22 protein-coding genes are annotated in these 19,695 nt (G+C 34.2%); 18 read left to right on the top strand and 4 right to left on the bottom strand.

Annotation, left to right across the window (positions count from 1 at the left end):
• The first annotated feature begins 44 nt into the window (after positions 1 to 44).
• The 18 genes from H7F21_RS03365 (at position 45) to H7F21_RS03280 (ending at position 14,853) form a co-directional block, all read left to right on the top strand.
• On the top strand, positions 45 to 998 hold the full coding sequence (locus tag H7F21_RS03365; protein WP_185787808.1) for a bifunctional riboflavin kinase/FAD synthetase: 954 nt from the start codon (positions 45 to 47) through the stop codon (positions 996 to 998).
• Positions 991 to 2,298, top strand: a complete 1,308-nt coding sequence (locus H7F21_RS03360; RefSeq protein ID WP_185787807.1) for an HTTM domain-containing protein — start codon at positions 991 to 993, stop codon at positions 2,296 to 2,298. The genes H7F21_RS03365 and H7F21_RS03360 overlap by 8 nt, the downstream gene beginning before the upstream one ends.
• A gap of 89 nt (positions 2,299 to 2,387) precedes the next feature.
• Positions 2,388 to 3,659, top strand: a complete 1,272-nt coding sequence (gene serS, locus H7F21_RS03355) for a serine--tRNA ligase (protein WP_185787806.1) — start codon at positions 2,388 to 2,390, stop codon at positions 3,657 to 3,659.
• A 405-nt stretch (positions 3,660 to 4,064) separates the two neighbouring features.
• Positions 4,065 to 5,849, top strand: a complete 1,785-nt coding sequence (locus tag H7F21_RS03350; RefSeq protein WP_185787805.1) for a tetratricopeptide repeat protein — start codon at positions 4,065 to 4,067, stop codon at positions 5,847 to 5,849.
• Between the two features lie 15 nt (positions 5,850 to 5,864).
• Complete coding sequence (locus H7F21_RS03345) at positions 5,865 to 6,404, top strand: ASCH domain-containing protein (RefSeq protein WP_185787804.1); 540 nt, start codon at positions 5,865 to 5,867, stop codon at positions 6,402 to 6,404.
• A 74-nt stretch (positions 6,405 to 6,478) separates the two neighbouring features.
• Complete coding sequence (locus tag H7F21_RS03340) at positions 6,479 to 6,799, top strand: DUF4286 family protein (protein WP_185787803.1); 321 nt, start codon at positions 6,479 to 6,481, stop codon at positions 6,797 to 6,799.
• Positions 6,800 to 6,853: 54 nt separating this feature from the next.
• A complete protein-coding gene (gene rsmA, locus H7F21_RS03335) occupies positions 6,854 to 7,642 on the top strand; it encodes a 16S rRNA (adenine(1518)-N(6)/adenine(1519)-N(6))-dimethyltransferase RsmA (protein ID WP_185787802.1) in 789 nt (262 codons plus the stop codon).
• Between the two features lie 90 nt (positions 7,643 to 7,732).
• Positions 7,733 to 9,082 carry a magnesium transporter gene (mgtE, locus tag H7F21_RS03330; protein ID WP_425509956.1) on the top strand — a complete coding sequence of 450 codons (1,350 nt, stop codon included), beginning with the start codon at positions 7,733 to 7,735 and terminating at the stop codon, positions 9,080 to 9,082.
• A gap of 65 nt (positions 9,083 to 9,147) precedes the next feature.
• On the top strand, positions 9,148 to 9,513 hold the full coding sequence (locus tag H7F21_RS03325) for a cupin domain-containing protein (protein ID WP_185787801.1): 366 nt from the start codon (positions 9,148 to 9,150) through the stop codon (positions 9,511 to 9,513).
• Positions 9,514 to 9,564: 51 nt separating this feature from the next.
• A complete protein-coding gene (locus H7F21_RS03320) occupies positions 9,565 to 10,230 on the top strand; it encodes a DUF6090 family protein (protein ID WP_185787800.1) in 666 nt (221 codons plus the stop codon).
• A gap of 100 nt (positions 10,231 to 10,330) precedes the next feature.
• Positions 10,331 to 11,308 (top strand): 2-hydroxyacid dehydrogenase, encoded by a 978-nt coding sequence (locus H7F21_RS03315; RefSeq protein WP_185787799.1) that lies wholly within the window; start codon positions 10,331 to 10,333, stop codon positions 11,306 to 11,308.
• A gap of 9 nt (positions 11,309 to 11,317) precedes the next feature.
• Positions 11,318 to 11,728 carry a response regulator transcription factor gene (locus H7F21_RS17485; protein ID WP_185787798.1) on the top strand — a complete coding sequence of 137 codons (411 nt, stop codon included), beginning with the start codon at positions 11,318 to 11,320 and terminating at the stop codon, positions 11,726 to 11,728.
• A gap of 103 nt (positions 11,729 to 11,831) precedes the next feature.
• Complete coding sequence (locus H7F21_RS03305) at positions 11,832 to 12,341, top strand: DUF4199 domain-containing protein (protein WP_185787797.1); 510 nt, start codon at positions 11,832 to 11,834, stop codon at positions 12,339 to 12,341.
• 19 nt (positions 12,342 to 12,360) lie between these two features.
• Entirely contained in the window at positions 12,361 to 12,819 is a 459-nt protein-coding gene (locus H7F21_RS03300) for a DUF1801 domain-containing protein (protein WP_185787796.1), read from the top strand.
• Positions 12,820 to 12,822: 3 nt separating this feature from the next.
• Positions 12,823 to 13,335, top strand: coding sequence for a GNAT family N-acetyltransferase (locus H7F21_RS03295; RefSeq protein WP_185787795.1), 513 nt, complete (start codon positions 12,823 to 12,825; stop codon positions 13,333 to 13,335).
• Positions 13,336 to 13,339: 4 nt separating this feature from the next.
• Positions 13,340 to 13,726 carry a VOC family protein gene (locus H7F21_RS03290; RefSeq protein WP_185787794.1) on the top strand — a complete coding sequence of 129 codons (387 nt, stop codon included), beginning with the start codon at positions 13,340 to 13,342 and terminating at the stop codon, positions 13,724 to 13,726.
• A 56-nt stretch (positions 13,727 to 13,782) separates the two neighbouring features.
• Entirely contained in the window at positions 13,783 to 14,328 is a 546-nt protein-coding gene (locus H7F21_RS03285; RefSeq protein WP_185787793.1) for a hypothetical protein, read from the top strand.
• 45 nt (positions 14,329 to 14,373) lie between these two features.
• On the top strand, positions 14,374 to 14,853 hold the full coding sequence (locus H7F21_RS03280) for a YtxH domain-containing protein (protein ID WP_185787792.1): 480 nt from the start codon (positions 14,374 to 14,376) through the stop codon (positions 14,851 to 14,853).
• Between the two features lie 44 nt (positions 14,854 to 14,897).
• Here H7F21_RS03280 and H7F21_RS03275 read toward each other — a convergent pair whose 3' ends face one another.
• The 4 genes from H7F21_RS03275 to H7F21_RS03260 are packed head-to-tail and all read right to left on the bottom strand — an operon-like array spanning position 14,898 to position 19,504.
• Entirely contained in the window at positions 14,898 to 15,905 is a 1,008-nt protein-coding gene (locus tag H7F21_RS03275) for a carboxypeptidase-like regulatory domain-containing protein (RefSeq protein ID WP_185787791.1), read from the bottom strand.
• Entirely contained in the window at positions 15,895 to 17,724 is a 1,830-nt protein-coding gene (locus tag H7F21_RS03270) for a GNAT family N-acyltransferase (RefSeq protein ID WP_185787790.1), read from the bottom strand. The genes H7F21_RS03275 and H7F21_RS03270 overlap by 11 nt, the downstream gene beginning before the upstream one ends.
• Positions 17,725 to 17,743: 19 nt before the next feature.
• Complete coding sequence (locus tag H7F21_RS03265) at positions 17,744 to 18,994, bottom strand: aspartate kinase (protein ID WP_185787789.1); 1,251 nt, start codon at positions 18,992 to 18,994, stop codon at positions 17,744 to 17,746.
• A 30-nt stretch (positions 18,995 to 19,024) separates the two neighbouring features.
• The gene (locus H7F21_RS03260; protein ID WP_185787788.1) at positions 19,025 to 19,504 is read right to left on the bottom strand and encodes a GNAT family N-acetyltransferase; all 480 of its coding nucleotides are present in this window, start codon (positions 19,502 to 19,504) and stop codon (positions 19,025 to 19,027) included.
• Between the last annotated feature and the right edge of the window lie 191 nt (positions 19,505 to 19,695).

Here is a 19,695-nt window from a genome sequence, read left to right as displayed (position 1 = left end):
AAATTTGAAATTCCACGAATTTAAGGTTTTTTTGAACGAACGTTATGTCTTTTGTCGAAAAACCAGCAAAACCTTATAAAATTCAACTATTGATTACAAATACTTCAAAAATAATTACCATTGGCACCTTTGATGGCGTGCATATTGGACATCAGAAAATATTAAATCGCGTTGTCAATCTAGCTCAAATTCATGGATACACTTCAGCAGTTTTAACGCTATTTCCGCATCCCAGAATGGTTTTGCAGAATGAGCACTCCATAAAACTTTTGAACACCATTGACGAACGTATTGAACTCTTAAAAAGTTATGGTATTGAGAATGTAATCGTCAAAGAATTTACTAAGGAATTTGCTGATCTATCCGCTAAAGATTATGTGAAACATATTTTAGTTGATGAATTAAAAACCAAACAGATTGTTATTGGTTATGATCATCACTTTGGTAAAAACAGAGAAGCCAATATTAGCGATTTAAAACAATTTGCTAAGCGTTATGATTTCGAAGTCGAAGAAATCTCAGCCCAAGACATTGAAAATGTTACTGTAAGTTCTACAAAGATCAGAAAAGCACTGGATAATGGCGAGGTCGATTTAGCAAACTCATATTTAGGTTATAATTATTTTATTACTGGAGAAGTCATTAAGGGAAAAGGCTTGGGAAGAACAATAGAGTTCCCTACTGCAAATATTCACATAAAAGAAAGCTACAAGTTAATTCCAAATGATGGTGTTTATGTTGTAAAATCCAATATTGAGGGTTCCATAGTCTATGGCATGATGAATATAGGCACAAATCCAACTGTTGATGGAAAAGAACGTTCGATAGAGGTTTACTTTTTAGATTTTAACCAAAACATCTATAATAAAGTATTGAAAATTGAGTTTCTTAAACGCCTCAGAAGCGAACAGAAATTCATGAATATTGCAGCCCTAAAAGCGCAATTAAAAAAAGATAGGATTAACGCATTAGCCTATATAGAGTCTCAAAATGAATAAATTTCTATTTAAGCATATTGATAATTCTGGATTGATTGTTTTTAGAATCGTCTTTGGGCTACTTTGTGCTTTAGAATCAGTTGGAGCAATTTTTACAGGTTGGGTACGACGTGTACTTATTGAACCAGAATTTACATTCTCCTTTATCGGCTTTGAGTGGTTACAACCTTTACCTGGTAATTGGATGTATGCCTATTACGCAATCATGGGCTTTTTTGGACTATTGATCATGGTAGGCTATAAATATAGGCTCAGCATGTTTATGTTCGCTTCGATGTGGACAGCCACTTACTTAATGCAAAAATCATCATATAATAACCACTATTACCTACTTTTTATACTTAGTTATTTGATGGTGTTTTTACCAGCAAATAGATATGCTTCTATAGATGTAAAATTAAATCCATCTCTAAAACGTATTTCAATGGCTAGTTGGTGCAAATGGGTATTTGTTATTCAACTATTCATCCTATACACATATGCATCGATTGCAAAGTTATATCCAGACTGGTTAGACACTTCAGTTATCGAATTGCTAATGAGAAACAAAGCCAACTATCCAGTAATTGGTGAAACGCTACAGCAAAAATCGGTTCACTATTTTATAGCTTATGGAGGTATTTTGTTTGATGGGCTTATCATTCCATTACTATTATTTAAACCTACAAGAAAGTATGCTTTCTTCGCCTCGATATTTTTTCATCTGTTTAATTCCATAGTGTTTCAAATTGGAATTTTTCCGTACCTTTCTCTGGCATTCAGCTTGTTCTTTTTTAAACCTAAAACCATAAGGGATCTGTTCCTGAAAAAGAAACCCTTTTATGTGTCGCATGAAATTGTTATTCCAAAGTATAGCAATGTCTTAGTTACTTTACTTTGTGTTTATTTTATCATTCATATCACCCTCCCATTGCGTCATCACTTCTTTAAAGATGATGTATTATGGACCGAAGAAGGTCATCGTTTATCTTGGCGAATGATGCTCAGGGCCAAAAGTGGTCGCACAACATATCGAGTAATTGACGAAGCAACCAATCAGCAAATACCAATACAATTAGATGATTATCTTACTAAAAAACAACAACGCGGTGCAAGTACAAAACCCGATATTATTTGGCAATTTGCACAACGATTGAAAGAAGATTTCGCCAAAAAAGGCAAATCCGTGAAAGTGTATGTACGCTCTTATGTAAACGTTAATGGTAAGCGGTCAAAGCAGCTCATAGACCCAGAAGTGGATCTTGCTAAGGAGGAATGGCATCACTTTAAACATCACGATTGGATACTTCCATCGAAATAGAATGCTTTTTGTTTTAATCCGCTTAAATTCTTATTACTTTTGTGGCTTGATTTTTCTACATTGATTAGTGTAAATTCAAAATTATAGATATGCTACAAGTTGCTTATATAAGAGAACATAAAGACGATGTTATAGAAGGTTTAGCAAAACGAAATATCGATGCTAGCCAAATGGTTTATGAAGCTATTAATTTGGATGAAGAACGTAGAGCCCTTCAAACTAAATTAGATAGTACTAAAGCAGAGTCTAATACCCTATCTAAGGAAATAGGCAACTTATTTAAATCTGGTGAAGCCCAAAAAGCCAATCTTTTAAAAGAAAAAACAACCCAGTTAAAAGAAACAGTTAAGAGCTTAGAGCAAGAGTTAAATGAAACCGCCGAAGCTCTAACGCAACTACTCTATAAAATACCTAACGTCCCTCATCCATCAGTTCCTAATGGCACATCAGATGAGGATAACGAAGAAATTTACAAAGAGGGAGATATCCCAAAATTATTGGATGGCGCATTACCACATTGGGAATTAGCAAAAAAGTATGACATTATTGATTTTGAACTAGGTAATAAAATTACAGGTGCTGGCTTTCCTGTTTACAAAGGCAAAGGCGCTAAACTACAACGTGCTTTAATTGCTTATTTTTTGGATAAAAATACCGCTGCTGGTTATACGGAATATCAATTACCTCTTTTAGTTAACGAAGCTTCAGGGTTTGGAACTGGACAGTTACCTGATAAAGAAGGACAAATGTATCATGTTACTGAAGATAACTTGTATTTGATTCCCACAGCAGAAGTACCAGGCACTAATTTGTTTAGAGATACGCTTTTAAACGAAAGTGATTTACCTATTGGAGTTACTGGTTATACACCTTGTTTCAGAAGAGAAGCTGGAAGTTATGGAGCGCATGTAAGAGGCTTAAACCGTTTACATCAATTTGATAAAGTTGAAATTATCCGTGTGGAACATCCAGATAATTCTTATAAGGCTTTTGACGGAATGATAGAACACGTAAAAGATATTTTAAAAGAATTGAAGTTACCATATAGAATTTTAAGACTGTGCGGTGGTGACGTCACCTTTGCTTCTGCGCTCACTTACGACTTTGAAGTATTCTCTACAGCACAAGATCGTTGGTTAGAAATTTCTTCGGTTTCAAATTTTGAGACCTTTCAAGCCAATCGGTTAAAACTACGTTTTAAAAATAGCGATGGTAAGAATGAATTATGTCATACGCTTAATGGAAGTTCATTAGCCTTGCCAAGAGTCTTAGCTGGAATCTTAGAAAATTATCAAACCGAAAACGGTATTAAAATTCCAGAAGTTTTAATTCCTTATACAGGTTTCGATATCATTTCCTAATTGTTTAACTCATTAGAACTCAATCGAGTTCTACTTTATTTGTTAAAAAATTGTGTTTTTTATCGATTATTCGTGTATTTCTTCGCTATTTTTAATTATTTTTATCAAGTTAGCAGTCCCAACCTAAGAATAACCTAATTATGAAAAATATTAAACGCATCTTATTACTAGTTGCATTAGTTGTTATGGTAAGTAAAATATTGTTTTAACTATAATTAGTAATAATAAAATAGTAAAACACCTAGACAAAGTAATTGAATCATATTTATAAGAATAATGATTAATAGCACATTTATTTTGCTGGTCAAAATGCCTAAACTTAAAGTTTAGGCATTTTTTTATAAAAACATTTACAATATCTGCTTTACGCATTTGTTATATTTACGCAATACACTCATCGTTGGTATGCATAAGAACTGTTTCATCTTTTTATTAATACTTGGACTACGTTTTGGCTTTAGTCAAAATAGTGAAGTCCTTGCGGAAAGCTACTTCAAAAAAGGGGAGTTTAAAAAAGCCTTGATTATCTATGAGAACCTTAACAAAGAGAAACCTTATAGTTACAAGTACGTTTATAAGCTTATAGAAACCCATCAGCAACTTGAGGAATATGACGAAGCAGAAAATATACTAGTGCAACGTTTAGCAAAACGATACAACCCAACCTTGATTGTAGAATTAGGTTATAACTTTCAACTTAAGGACAGCTTGGACAGAGCAGAACAACTTTATGATGAAGCTGTAGCTTTTATTGATGAAAAGCCCAATTATATCTACAGTATTGCCAAGAAGTTTGAAGATCATTCATTATTAGATCAAGCTATTAGGGTTTATGATAAAGGAAAACTACTAACACCAGATAAAGACTATAGCCTTCAGCTAGCGCGTATTTATGGCGATCAAGGCAATATAGAAAAGATGTTCGAGAACTATATTGAGTATATAGCGTATAGGCCCAATTATCTCAATAATATTAAACGTGCTATTAGCGAGTTTATATCCGAAAATAAGTCCAACGAAAACAATATCTATTTACGACGCTCACTATTAAAGAAAATACAGCAAGAACCAAGTCCGTATTGGTATGAATTGTTGAGCTGGTTATATGTACAAGAGAAGGCCTATAACAAATCTTTCATACAGGAAAAAGCATTATATAAGCGTAATCCTGAAAGTCTTGATCGCATTATAGAATTGGCAGTTACTGCCCTCGACGATAATGCTATTGAAACGTCAAAAGATATTTTCAACTATATTTTAGAAACTACACAAGACGCTAATACGGCATTGACGGCACATCAGTATATTTTAGAAATCGATACTAAAAATGCATCGGAAAAAGAACTAAAGCGTATTGATGACGCCTATAATGATTTGTTTCAGCAATATGGCAAATCGGAATTGACGATTCCACTGCAATTGGCTTATGGCGAGTTTTTAGCCTTTCATAAAAAAGATACCGAAAGTGCCACCCAGTTCTTGAAAGAAAGTATGAGGTTGAATATTTCTGAGTTTCAAGAAGCCAAAGTGAAATTGTTGTTAGCGGATATTTTGGTGTTGCAAGAAAAATTTAATGAAGCTTTGATATTCTATTCCCAAATTCAATTGGGCTTAAAAAACAGTACCATTTCGCAAGAAGCTAGATTTAAAGTGGCAAAGACCAGTTATTACAAGGGCGATTTTGATTGGGCAGAATCTCAGTTAAAAATTTTAAAGTCATCGACATCCCAGCTCATCGCCAATGATGCCTTAGATTTAAAACTTTTAATTTCTGATAATAAATATGAAGACAGTACGCAAACTGCGCTTAAGCATTATGCAAAGGCAGATTTGTTCTCGTTTCAGAATAGAACAGATGAAGCCATTTCACTTCTAGATAAAATTTTGGAAGAACATCAAGGTGAAAGTATTATTGACCAAGCCTTGTTTCAGCAAGCGAAACTTTTTGAAAAGAAAAAACAATACGACAAAGCAGAAAGCAATTATCTGCTCATCATAAAAGATTGGAAAGAAGATATCCTAGCCGATGATGCACATTTCTATTTAGCAGAACTCTACAACACACATTTAGCAAAACCTGAAGACGCCAAGCAACTCTACGAAAAAATCATTTTTGAGTTTGAAGACAGTATTTATTTTATAGAAGCTCGTAAAAAGTTTAGGATGCTAAGAGGTGATAGCATTAATTAATATTTGTTCTTCTAAATGAGATACTTTTCAATGATTACGTTTTTACTATTGGTAGGCTGTAAAAGTGAAATAAAAACGGAAAACGGCATTGATAAATCAGTTTACGAAATGTGGAATAACTTCATCGAGGTCAACCCTAAATATCAAAATACCGAAATGCCAGAGGCTTGGTATTTTCATAATAATATGGAGGACGCTAATCGATTAGCAGCATTGGTCGTCAATGGAAAAAAGAAAGCAGGTTCTGGATTATATGCTTGGTATGAACATGCTAATGCTGATTTACCAAAAATCGGGACTAAACATATTATAACTGATTTTAATGGTAGAGCCCAAGCTATAATCGAGATCAAAACCGTAGATACCATTCCATTTAATCAAATATCCGAGGAATATGCTGAAATGGATATGGGAACCAATATTGAACCGCTTAAAAAATGGAAAAAAGCACATTGGGAGTTTTTTACCAGTACCCTAGAAGAAAATGGACAAAAACCATCTGAAGATATGCTAGTAGTTTGCGAAAGGTTTGAAACCATTTGGACAGAAAAGTAACGACATGACCTAATTGGTTTCTTATAATTACTTTTGTAAAGAATTCCAAAACCTAATCCTAATTACCTAAAACAATGATCATATATAACGTTACAGTCAACGTCGATAAAAGCATAAACAAAGAGTGGCTAGATTGGATAAAAGAGCACATTCCACAAGTCTTAGCTACTGGTAAATTTAAAGAAGCCAAATTAACCAAAGTGTTAGTGGATGATGACGAAGCAGACACGTACTCCATTCAGTATAGAGCACATTCTAGAGAAGCGCTAGAAGCTTATTATACAGAAGACGCTGAACGCTTAAGAGCTGATGGCCTGCAACGATTCGCAGATAAATCATTGGCATTTAGAACAGAGTTAGAAGTTATTGATGAGTATTCAGTGAATTTCAAGTAAGTTTGTCGTTCAGAGCTTAAGCAAAGCATATCGATACATTAATAATTTCTACCTGTGGCAAACCAAAATCAAGTCAAAGCAAAAAAACATCTAGGACAACACTTCCTTAGGGATGAAAATATTGCCCAAAAAATAGCAGATACCTTATCATTAAATGGTTATAAAGATGTTTTGGAAATTGGTCCAGGAATGGGTGTTTTAACAAAGTTTTTGCTTAAAAAAGATATTACTACTCATGTTATCGAAATAGACACAGAATCTGTTGAATATTTAAAAAACAATTACCTCAACCTAGCCGACAGAATTCATGAAAAAGACTTCTTAAAGTACGATTTAACTCAAATTTTTAAAGATCGGCCTTTTGCCATTATTGGGAATTTTCCGTACAATATATCCTCGCAAATAGTGTTTAAAACACTCGAAATGCGTCATCAAATTCCTGAATTTTCTGGTATGTTTCAAAAAGAAGTGGCACAACGTATTTGCTCAAAAGAGGGCTCAAAAGTTTATGGTATATTATCTGTTTTAACTCAAGCTTTTTATGAGGCTGAGTACTTATTTACGGTGCCACCTTCTGTATTTAATCCACCACCAAAAGTAGATTCTGGTGTACTATTACTCAAAAGAAAAGAGCACTACAAACTACCTTGTAATGAAAAACTATTCTTCAAAGTTATTAAGACAGGTTTTCAGCAACGCAGAAAAACTTTGCGCAATAGTTTAAAAATTTTCAATCTTTCCGATAATTTAAAAGCAAATACTATCTTTGGGCAGCGACCAGAGCAATTAAGTGTTTCGCGTTTAATTGAGCTAACGTCGCTAATTGAAAACGACATCAATTAATTGTTTTGTCATTTCGAGTGATTTCAAAATTCTATTTTGAAATTGTATCGAGAAACATCAAGTAATGACGTGGAAGAACTTCAAGATAACATACAATTTCAGTTAACAGATGAGCTTATCGAAAAGGTAGAGGTTCTTGTCGAAGACCAAAACGACAAGGAGTTAAAGCTACTATTACACGAGTATCACTATGCAGATATTGCCGAGGTTCTTGATGAACTAGACCATGACGATGCAGTCTATGTTATAAAGCTTTTAGATTCTGGCCTTACCTCAGATATCTTAATGGAGCTCGATGAGGATAATCGAGAGAAAATTCTTAAAAACCTATCTGCAAAAGAAATTGCAGAAGAGGTTGAGGAACTAGACACAGATGATGCTGCAGATATCATCGCAGAACTTCCCGAAGAACGACAAGAGGCAGTTATTTCACAAATCGAGGATGAGGAACACAAAGCCGAAATTCAGGAACTTCTTGCTTATGACGACAATACAGCAGGTAGTCTTATGGCAAAAGAATTGGTTAAAGTTTATGAAACTTGGACTGTTGCTGGCTGCTTACGTCGTATTAGAGGACAAGCTAAAGAAGTGACACGTGTACATTCTATTTATGTTGTAGATAAAGAAGAAAAACTTATTGGCAGATTATCATTAAAGGATTTAATCGTTGCTAAGAGTGATCAGAAAATAGCGGATATTGCTAAAGACAATGTAGATTTTGTACATGTAAATGATGATGATGAGGACGTTGCCAAAGTTATGGCAAAATACGATTTGGAAGCTATTCCTGTTGTAGATGATAATCAAACACTACTTGGTAGAATTACCATTGATGATATTGTAGATGTCTTAAAAGAAGAAGCTGAAAAAGATTACCAATTAGCTGCAGGTCTTACTGGAGACGTAGAAGCAGATGATAGTATTATAGAACTAACTAGGGCACGACTACCTTGGCTGTTTCTTGGACTTATTGGTGGTGTTGGAGCCTTTATTATTATGGAAGGTTTCCAAGAGGCGTTTAGTCAATATGCTGTTTTATTCTTCTTTACACCCCTAATTGCCGCAATGGCAGGAAATGTTGGTGTACAATCTAGCGCAATTATTGTGCAAGGTCTCGCCAATGATGACGTAAAGGGCAGTGTTAATAACCGATTGATTAAGGAAATGCTCTTGGCTGCCTTAAACGGCGTTATCCTAGCAGTTTTTCTACTATTATTTATATGGATTTATATTGGTGAATTGGACAAAGCCATAGCCATTTCCGTATCCCTTGTTGCCGTTATCATTATTGCAGGATTAATAGGAACCTTTGTTCCTCTATTTCTAGACAAAAGAGGAATCGATCCAGCAATTGCCACAGGCCCTTTTATTACAACCAGTAATGATATACTAGGAATATTATTGTATTTCTGGATTGCTAAACTGATTTTGGGTATATAAGTCTTCGTAAATAAGTTTGTCATGTCGAACTTGTTTCAGTATCTCATTATTTATACTTTTAACATATGAAAGCAATAAACATTAAAGACAAACATGCTTTGTTTTCAAAGCAATGGCATCCACATCGCATCGCAACTGTAGATGATATGCAAGTGATACTTGCAAAAATTAAAGGTGAATTTGTATGGCATAGTCACGATAATGAAGATGAGTTATTTCAGGTCATTAAAGGGACGCTCTATATGCAATTTAGAGACCGAACTGAAGTTGTTAAGGAAGGCGAAATGATAGTTGTACCTAAAGGTGTAGAACATAATCCATCTACCATGGACGGTGAAGAAGTACATCTTTTACTGTTTGAAAAATTGAATACCGCGCATACAGGAGATGTTGAACATGAAATGACGCAAACTGAATATCCTTGGATTTAATTGATCAAATTCTTTCGCCATATACGCCGTTCACTAATTAACCAAAACAAAATGGGCAAGTACTTTAAATACGCTATTGGAGAAATTGTATTGGTCGTTATTGGAATTTTAATCGCATTACAGATTAATAACTGGAATGAAAATCGAAAAGAACGCACAAGAGAACGCGATGTATTAGAAGAACTAAAACAAGGACTGGAATCCAATAAAGCCATTTTAGAAAAACGAAAACTACAATTCGCAGATTTTAAAACAAAAAGTAAAAAACTCATAGAGCATCTAGAAGCCAAACGCACCTATCATGATTCTTTAGACTCTTATTTTTATGTGCCAACTGGTAATTACGCTTTTGGTATATCTTATGCTACTTTCGAAAATCTAAAAAGTCAAGGATTAGATATCATCAGTAATAAGAGTTTACGTCTTAATTTAGTTAAGCTATATGAAGAAGACTATTGGCTTTTAAAAGATCAAGAAACAAAAGTGGCAAATGCATTTACCAACGCAACACTGCCATTTACGCGTAAGCACTTTAAATTAATGAATGGTACAAGATATAAACCAAATGACTATGATAACATTTTACAAAATGCAGAATTTCTGAATATACTTTATGAAAGTAATTATTTAGCACAACTATATTTTAGTCAATGTGTTAAGGTATCTGAAACCACCTGTAAAGTTATTGAGAAGATCGATGAAGAGTTAAAAAAGTAATGCTGAATTTATTTCAGTATCTCTTAACTTTACCAAAAAGATTCTGAAACTAGTTCAGAATGACAGAAAAAAGAGATTCCCATGTACGTGGGAAGTTATCATGAAAATACTACACCTAGATACCAATCACGAGCTACTCATAAATCAACTTAACGATTTAGGCTTTACCAATCATGAAGATTATAAATCTTCAAAACAAGATGTTGAAGCCAAAATCGCAGAGTATAAGGGCATCATCATAAGAAGTCGATTTACCATAGATGAACAATTTCTAGATAAAGCCATAAACTTAAAATTCATAGGTCGTGTTGGTGCTGGGTTAGAAAACATAGATTGCGAATATGCGGAAAAAAAGGGTGTAACACTTTTTAATGCACCTGAAGGTAACCGTAATGCAGTTGGTGAACATGCCTTAGGTATGCTGCTATCCCTATTCAATAAACTTAATAAAGCAGATAAGGAAGTTAGACAGGGTAAATGGTTACGTGAAGCTAATCGTGGTTTAGAACTCGATGGGAAAATTATTGGTCTCATTGGTTATGGTAATATGGGAAAAGCCTTTGCTAAAAAACTTCGAGGTTTCGACGTTGAAGTCCTTTGCTATGATATTAAAGCTAATGTTGGTGACGACAATTGTAGACAAGTTTCGCTAAAAAAACTTCAAGAAAAAGCAGATATATTAAGTTTGCATACACCTCAAACACCATTAACCTTAGAAATGGTGAATGCAGAGTTCATTAACAACTTTAAAAAACCATTTTGGTTAATCAATACAGCACGTGGTAAAAGCGTCGTGACCGAAGATTTAGTATCAGCTTTAGACTCGGGAAAAATCCTAGGTGCTGGTCTTGATGTTTTAGAATATGAAAAAACGTCTTTTGAGAATCTGTTTAAAATTGACGAACCAAAATTCAGATGGATGCGAAAAGGTAAAAAATCTAATCTCCCAGAAGCGTTTCAGTATTTAGTTAATGCAGATAACGTTATTCTTACACCTCATGTGGCTGGTTGGACCGTCGAAAGCAATATAAAACTAGCGCAAACTATAGTGAATAAAATCAAAGCAAAATTTTGCTAATTTTATAGAATGAAGAAAACCATTCTTGTTTTTAGCTTACTCATTGTAGCATTACTATTACTTTTTCAGTTTAGTAAATATGCTGTGGTCAGTAGTGACTTACAAGTGGAATATATCATGGCTTTTGTTGCTATAATTTCAATTGGTATTGGACTTTTTATCAATAAAAAAACTCAAAAATCTTTAGAAAGTCCAAAAGATGAAGTTGATTTTGCTAAAATTGGGGAACTCGGTTTAAGTAAACGCGAGTATGAAGTTTTAAAAGAAGTCGCATTAGGCTTATCTAATCAAGAAATTGCAGAGAAACTTTTTGTTTCTGAAAGTACTATAAAGACACACGTATCTAACCTGCTAGTTAAGCTTGATGCAAAACGTCGAACACAAGCCATCCAAATATCAAAAAGCTTAAATATCATTTAATTTATTAGTTTTAGAACTAAAGTCGGAACGAAATGGTACTTAAGTATGAGTCTTAGAAGTGCCTCTATTTCTACTTTTGACTAACTAATCAAAATTAAAAACAATGAAAAAAACAGTATTAAGATTTGGATTATATGCGCTCATAACCGGATTTATATTTTTTGGATTACCTTTCTTTTTAGGAATGGGTGTCGACTATGATTATGGAGAGCTCATTGGTTATACATCAATCGTACTCTCATTATTATTTGTGTTTTTTGGTATTAAATATTATCGAGATAGAGAAAATAATGGGAAAGTTACTTTTGCTAGGGCTTTAGGAATCGGAATGTTCATTGCCTTATTTTCAGCAATTGGTGTAGCAATAATGGATTTTGTATACACGACTCAAATTAATCCAGATTTTGTTGCGGATTACTCAGAATATTACCTGAATAAATTACAGCAAAGTGGTATCTCAGCTGAAGAATATAAGACTAAAAGTACAGAATTTAAACAACAAATGGAGGCCTATGGAAGTCCTAGTTTTATGGCTTTTATGATGTTTGGGACCGTAATAATTATAGGTTTCATTATATCTTTAGTATCCGGACTCATACTACAACGCAAATAACTTAAATTAATCTATTATTATGCAATACGACGCAACATCACCAGAAGACTATATTAGTCAAGTTCCAGAGGAGCGACAAGAAGCTCTTAAAAAGCTAAGAAATGTCATTAAGGAAAATTTACCTGAAAATTTTGAAGAGGGAATGATATATAAAATGATAGGCTATTATGTGCCACATTCGGTGTATCCCGATGGCTATCATTGCGACCAAAAAACACCTTTGCCATTTATGAGTTTCGCTTCACAAAAGAGTTCCGTGAACTTATATCACAGCGGTATCTATGCGAAAAAAGAACTACACGATTGGTTTGTTAATGAATATCCTAAGCATTGTAAGCGCAAATTAGATATGGGTAAAAGCTGTATAAGATTCAAAAAAATGGATGAAATTCCTTTTGAACTCATAGGCGAACTTACAAGAAAAATGACCTGTAAAGAGTGGATTGATATTTATGAAACAGCTTTAAAGAAAAAATAATTAATGCCTATTACCATTAGAAAAGCGGTTATAGAAGATTCCCGAAAACTATCTATACTCTATAAACAAGTATATATTAAAACTTATGGAACTGATGGCGTTTCTGATGAATTTGCCAACTTTATTGTAGAACAGTTTAGCGTGTCTAGAATAGAAAAAACTATAGCCTCAAATCCTAATCATATCATTGTTGCGGAATACAAAAACAATCTTATTGGAGTTTTGGAAATTGAGTTTGATAAAAAATGTCATAGCACAGAAATCATTGCTCCAGAACTGAATAAGCTCTATATTCTTGAATGGTTTTGCAACACGGGAGTTGGCGAAAAATTATTAAAAGAAGCCGAGAGAACCTTAATAAGTCTTAATATAAAACAATATTGGCTTTGGGTTTTAGATTCCAATCTAAGAGCTATTAGTTTTTACAAAAAACATAGTTTTAAAATAGTTGGACGTGCACCTTTTACCATGGAAGAAAATACCTATAACAATATTGTAATGATAAAAAAATTATGAAACGATGAAAAAACGAGTAACAGGAATTGGTGGTCTATTCTTTAAGACTAAGGACCCAAAAGCCTCAAAAGATTGGTATAAAAAACACTTAGGTTTCAATACGGACGATTATGGTTGTACCTTTTGGTGGAAAGATAAAGACGGTAATGATTGCTCCACACAATGGAGTCCGTTTGCAGAAGACACTAAATACTATGAACCATCCAAGAAAGACTTTATGTTTAACTATCGCGTTGAAAATTTAAAGGAATTATTAGTGACTTTAAAGGAAGAAGGTGTCACAATAGTAGGAGACGTGGAAGAATACGATTATGGAAAGTTCGGTTGGATTCTTGACAACGATGGCAATAAGATAGAACTCTGGGAGCCTGTTGACCAAGCATTTAAATAAAATTGTAACTATTTAATGCATTCTTCTACTAATAATTACTACTAAAATCAACTACAATGACAGAAGAAAACAACAACTTAGAAGACAATTTAAACGATGCTGTAACTCATACAGAAGACACCACTATTAATGATACCAAAGACGCTATTGCAGACAAGGCCAATACTTTAAAGGAGAATGCTTCAGATGCATTTGATTCAGCCAAGGAGAAAGCCAGTGAACTTGCGAGCGATGCCAAAGAAGTTTTGGGGAATGTAAAAGAAAAAGCTACTGAGTTTATTAATGAGGATGCAAAAGAGATTTACAGTAATGCCAAAGAAAAGGCTTCTGAATTTGCGGATGATGCTAGTGAAAAAATTGAAGAGTTTACAGATATTGCAAAGGAAAAGGCGGCTCATTTAGCTGAAGACGCTAAAGAAACTTATGCTGAAGCAAAAGAAAAAGCAAAAGAGTTCGCAAGTGAGGCTGGTGAAAAAATAAGTGAGTTTGCTGATGTTGCTGAAGATAAACTAGAAGATTTAGCTGAAGACGCCAAGGAAACCTACACTGAGGCGAAGGAAAAAACCAAAGGGTTTTTTAGTAAGCTATTCGGGAAGAAGTAAGCACATTTTTATTAACTTTATGGTCTAACCAAAACACATATAACTATGTCAGATGATAATAAAGATTTAGGTGATGACCTTAACGATATGCTCGATGATGCAAAAGATACTGCAAAACGTACTGGCGAGAAAATAAGCCAGAAAGCAAGTGAACTAGCAGATGATGCCAAGGAATTTGCAGGTGATGCTAAGGAAAAAGCGACAGAATTCGCAGAAGATGCCAAAGAAGTATTAAGTGATGGTAAAAATGTAGCCATTATTGCTCATATTACTATAATAGGATGGATTATTGCCCTTATTATGAACGGCAGTAATAAAACTGAGATTGGTTCATTTTATATAAGACAGATGTTAGGATTGTGCTTGGTCGGTATTGTTCTAGGCTGGATTCCTTTATTAGGTCTTGTTGTTGGACTAGTGCTATTAGTCGCCTGGATAATGAGCTTAATAAGCGCACTGGGTGGCGAAATGAAACCTACTTTCTTACTTGGAGAACAATTCCAAGAGTGGTTTAAAGGACTTTAAAATTTTAAAACCCAGAATTTACAATTCTGGGTTTTTTCTTTCTTCTAATCAAGGCCATAATCCAAAGGCAGTGCATCACCAACGCGCTGACTTCCCATATAACCACTGAAGTAAACTCCAATAATAGGAGTGTAATTACCATAAGCATCTACATAAAACTTATCTAGTGTTAAATACAGGTCAGATTGTAAATCTTTATTAAATAAGATGGTAACTTTTTTGATAAGTTTCACTTCTTTTAAATCTGAGTTCTCTAAAACTCTAACTTTGAAATAGTCCCATTCTTTAACCTTAAAGCCCTTATGAAAAATCAAATAACCTTCATCATAAAGATTTTCATTATATAATGAGCGCATAAAATGTTGAACGGAACCCTCAAATGCGTTCTTTCGCTTTTTCAAAACACTTTTCTTTTCTGAATCTTTCAAATTTTCATAAAAGGAAGTTCCCGTAATGAGTATCCTATCGTAAACAAACTCATTAGTATTAGTATCAACGTACCTGAATTTTATTTCAAAATCCTCTATATCATAATCAATTTCATATTGCAAAGCTTTGTTTAAGATTTTAATAGGCCTTGGAGAGCTCGCATATAAAATCCTATCTTGTTTGTCGTAATGCAATATGATATCCTCTTCATTTAATATTTTACAGGATTTACCAAATTTAGAACTTCCCAGAAACTCCTTTCTGAATAAGCGTAATTTCTGTCTTCTTGTTAAGCCATCATCATATGCTATAAACACTTCATCAAGTTCGTTATCAGCTTCAACCAACTCAATAACTAGATTGCTCCTATCCCGGTAGTCAGCAATTAAAACTCGCTCGTAACCTAAATATGAGATGACTAGTATAGATTGAATGGCATTTGTATAAGAAATTGAAAATTCACCATTTTCATCTGTTGTCGTGCCAACAGTCGTATTATCAAAATAAATAGACGCCGTTTCAATGGGCTCTTGAGTAGATTTGTCGACAACACGTCCTGTAAGTGTCTGGGAGATGGAAAAAATTGGTAGAAATAAAGCTATAAAAAGAATTCTACTTATCATGATTATCCATAAACTTTCGCTCCAGCTCCGCTTGAAACTCTTCCATAACTGGTCTTACGGTACTTTCTGGTAAGTCAGCTATCTTTATGTACATAAGTCCATCTACGGCATTATTAAATAAAGGATCTACATTGAATGCTACAAGTTTAGCATTCTGCTTTATATATTTTTTTAGCAGTACCGGTAAGCGCAATGCTCCTGGTTCTACTTCGTCAATAATTTTATCGAATTTATTTAGATCCGCCGCTGTTTCATCAAAAACAAAATCTTTATCCGCATCCTTTAGTTTTACCTTAAACTCTTTCTTAGGATGCACATATTGAGCCACATAAGGATCGTAATAATGAGATTTCATAAACTCAATCATCAAGCTTTTTGAAAAGTTAGAAAATTGATTACTTATACTTACACCTCCGATTAAATACTTATGTTCTGGATAGCGTAAAGTGGTGTGTACAATACCTTTCCAAAGTAAAAAGAGTGGCATCGGTTTTTGCTGGTATTCTTTAATGATAAATGCACGTCCCATTTCTATGGATTGGCTCATCATTTTATAGAGTTCTGGCTCAAATCGAAATAAATCTTGTAGATAAAAACCATCTATCCCGTGGCGTTCAAAAATCTGCGATCCCAGTCCCATTCTGTAGGCACCAGCGACTACTTTATTCTCGTTGTCCCATAAAAACATATGATGGTAATAGGTGTCAAAGGTATCTAAGTCTATAGCTTCATTTGTGCCTTCTCCTACTTCCCTAAATGTAATTTCCCTTAATCTGCCTACTTCCCTTAAAATGTTTGGCATATCCTCAGCCGATGCCAAATAGACCTCATAATTTTTACTGATCAGTAGCCTACAATCCTTTTCCCTTAAACGTTCCACCTCATCAACCATGACCTTGGTATCTATTGGAGTCACGATACGCTTTGGAGGCTTTGGAACCTTAACGGTAGATTTGATATTATCTAAAATTTTAGGCTTATCCTCAAAAGTCTTGGATAGCATATAGGTTTTCCGTCTTAAGAAATCTGAAAAATCCGGAAGCGTTTCATGTTCTTTCTGGTCTTTGACCGAAATTGGTCGTCCTATCCTAACCTTAATGGTCCTTCGCTTTTGAGTCAATAATTCCGAAGGTAATTTTGCTGTCCTTAGCGTATCGCTAAGTTTAGATAATCTGTAGAATAATCGACTATTCTTTGCATGAAAATAAATAGGCACGACAGGGACTTCGGCTTTCTTAATTAATTTCATTGCAGCTTCTTCCCAAGGTTTATCCACAACTAATTTGCCATCTCTATATGTAGAAACCTCTCCTGCTGGAAACACGCCAAGAGGGTGTCCGTCTCTTAAATGTACAATGGCATTCTTAAATCCGGTCACACTGCTTTTTGCATCCTTTCTGTCTTCAAAAGGATTTACGGGCATGATATAAGGCTTTAAAGGTTCTATACGATGTAATAAAAAATTAGCGATGATCTTAAAATCACTTCGCTGTTCCAGCATCAACTTTAATAGTAAGATACCATCAATACCGCCTAACGGATGATTGGATATAGTAATATATGACCCATCTTTGGGCAAACGTTTTAGGTCTTCCTCAGGAATTTCAAACTTAATCTGAAAATCGTCAAGTAAAGCGTTTAAAAAGTCTAAATCCGTTAAGTGTTTATTGCGTTTATATATCCTATTTATTGAAGATATCTTGAGAACTTTCATCAATACCCAACCAAAAAAAGTACCTAAGAAACCGTACTTGTCAGCATTGATAGCTTTGGCTACTTCTTTAGCGGTAACTAATCCTGAATTAGACGATTTCCCCATAAAACAAATGTAGTAAATGTTATTTAGTTACTATTTGGACCGTGCCTTGTGTTAACTGCTTCAAAAGCACGGTTTTATCTTTTTCCAACTCCTTTATAGCGGAATCCGTATAATGCCTAACGGTATATAAGCTTACATTGTTATGACTTGTGACTTTAAATTTAGCCTTGAGATGTTGTAACAGCTTTTCTAGATTGTCATAGATGTTATCTACACACACCGAAAAGCTAATAGCTGAATTCTGAATGACATCGACTTTCATTTTGTATAAATGCAAAAGGCTGAAAATTTCACTAATGTTTTCTTCAACGATATAGGAAAAATCCAATGATGACAACGAAATAAGAATCTGATTTTTCTTCACTATAAAACATGGTATCTCCGGATCAAGCGTCTTGCCTTTACTTACACATGTGCCATTAGCCTCTGGATTTAAAAAAGATTTCACATATAAGGGGATTTCTTTTTGTTGTAATGGCTGAAGCGTTTTAGGATGAATTACTGAGGCACCATAAAATGCCAGCTCTATAGCTTCAGTATATGAAATTTGGTGTAATAACTGAGCGTTTTCAAAATAACGCGGATCGGCATTCAATACACCTGATACGTCTTTCCAAATAGTGACACTATTGGCATTTAAACAATATGCAAAAATTGCTGCGGTATAGTCACTACCCTCTCGTCCTAAAGATGTTGTAAAGTTATTGGCATCGCTACCTAAAAAGCCTTGTGTAATATTTAGTTTAGAGCTATCGAAATTTGATGCAATAAGTTCTTGAGTACGTTCCCAATTAACATTGGCGCGTCTGTAATAATTATCCGTTTTAATAAAATGTCTTACATCTAGCCAGTTGTTCTTTAATCCTATGTCATTAAGATAATGGCCAATTATGATCGTTGAAATCATTTCCCCAAAGCCAATGGTTTGATCGTAAACGTAGTTGTAATCTGGAGATTTATTGGTTTTGAAAAACAGGGTTAATTCATCAAAAAATGCTTTGACATCAGAAAAGACTTGATGCCGTTCATTGTCAAATAAGTCCAAAAGAATTTCATTATGAAATTTAATAACCTCATGGATAGCGCTTTGTAATTCAGACTTGTTTTCCAAATAACTTTTAATAACCGTTTCTATGGCATTGGTGGTTTTACCCATGGCAGAAACGACAATTAAAGTTTTATCATAACCTGTCGTTTTTAGCACTGATGCTAAATTCTTTACCCCTTTAGCATCCTTTACTGATGCGCCTCCAAATTTGAAAATTTGCATAGCCATTTCCCAAACAGTTGGGAATCTTATTTAATTAATATTATCTAAATAGTTTGAAATTCCCTTTTCGTCCAATTGTACTACATCCCAATCTCGCATAACATTGGCACCTTTACTTTCATAGAAATTTATAGCCGGTTCGTTCCAATCTAGAACTTCCCAACTCACGCGTTTAACACCAATGTCACTTGCATAAGTTACAACGGCATCTAACAGCTTGGTTCCTAAACCCGTGCCTCTACATTTTTCGCTTACAATAAGATCTTCGAGATGCAAAACTTCTCCTTTCCAAGTAGAGTACCTAGGGTATACTATAGCAATACCTTCTACGCTATCATTGATTTCAACAACAAAACAGACGAATTTTGGTTGCTCCCCAAAGCCATCATTTTCCAAATCTGTAAGCGTAATCTCAACCGCGTCTGGTTCTTTCTCAAACACTGCCAATGCATTTATGAGTTCTAAAACTCTGGGCATATCACTTTTTGTGGCTAATCTTGGTTGGTTCATACAGTTTTAAAAAGGAACTCAAATATAATCTAAACTGACTTTACATAACAATTTATTTACGCGTTAATCAAGGCTGAAAAACTTCAAACATTTCTAGTCGCAACTATAGTCTATTGCTAAAAATTACAATGACCATTGGGAGTTTCATACGAAAACGTTATAGTTTATTAAAAAGTGCGATATTTGTGCCA

Source organism: Winogradskyella flava (assembly GCF_014243395.1).
In the GTDB taxonomy this organism is placed as follows: domain Bacteria; phylum Bacteroidota; class Bacteroidia; order Flavobacteriales; family Flavobacteriaceae; genus Winogradskyella; species Winogradskyella flava.
Note: the sequence above shows the minus strand (reverse complement) of the source record. Positions and strands in the feature narration are given on the sequence as shown.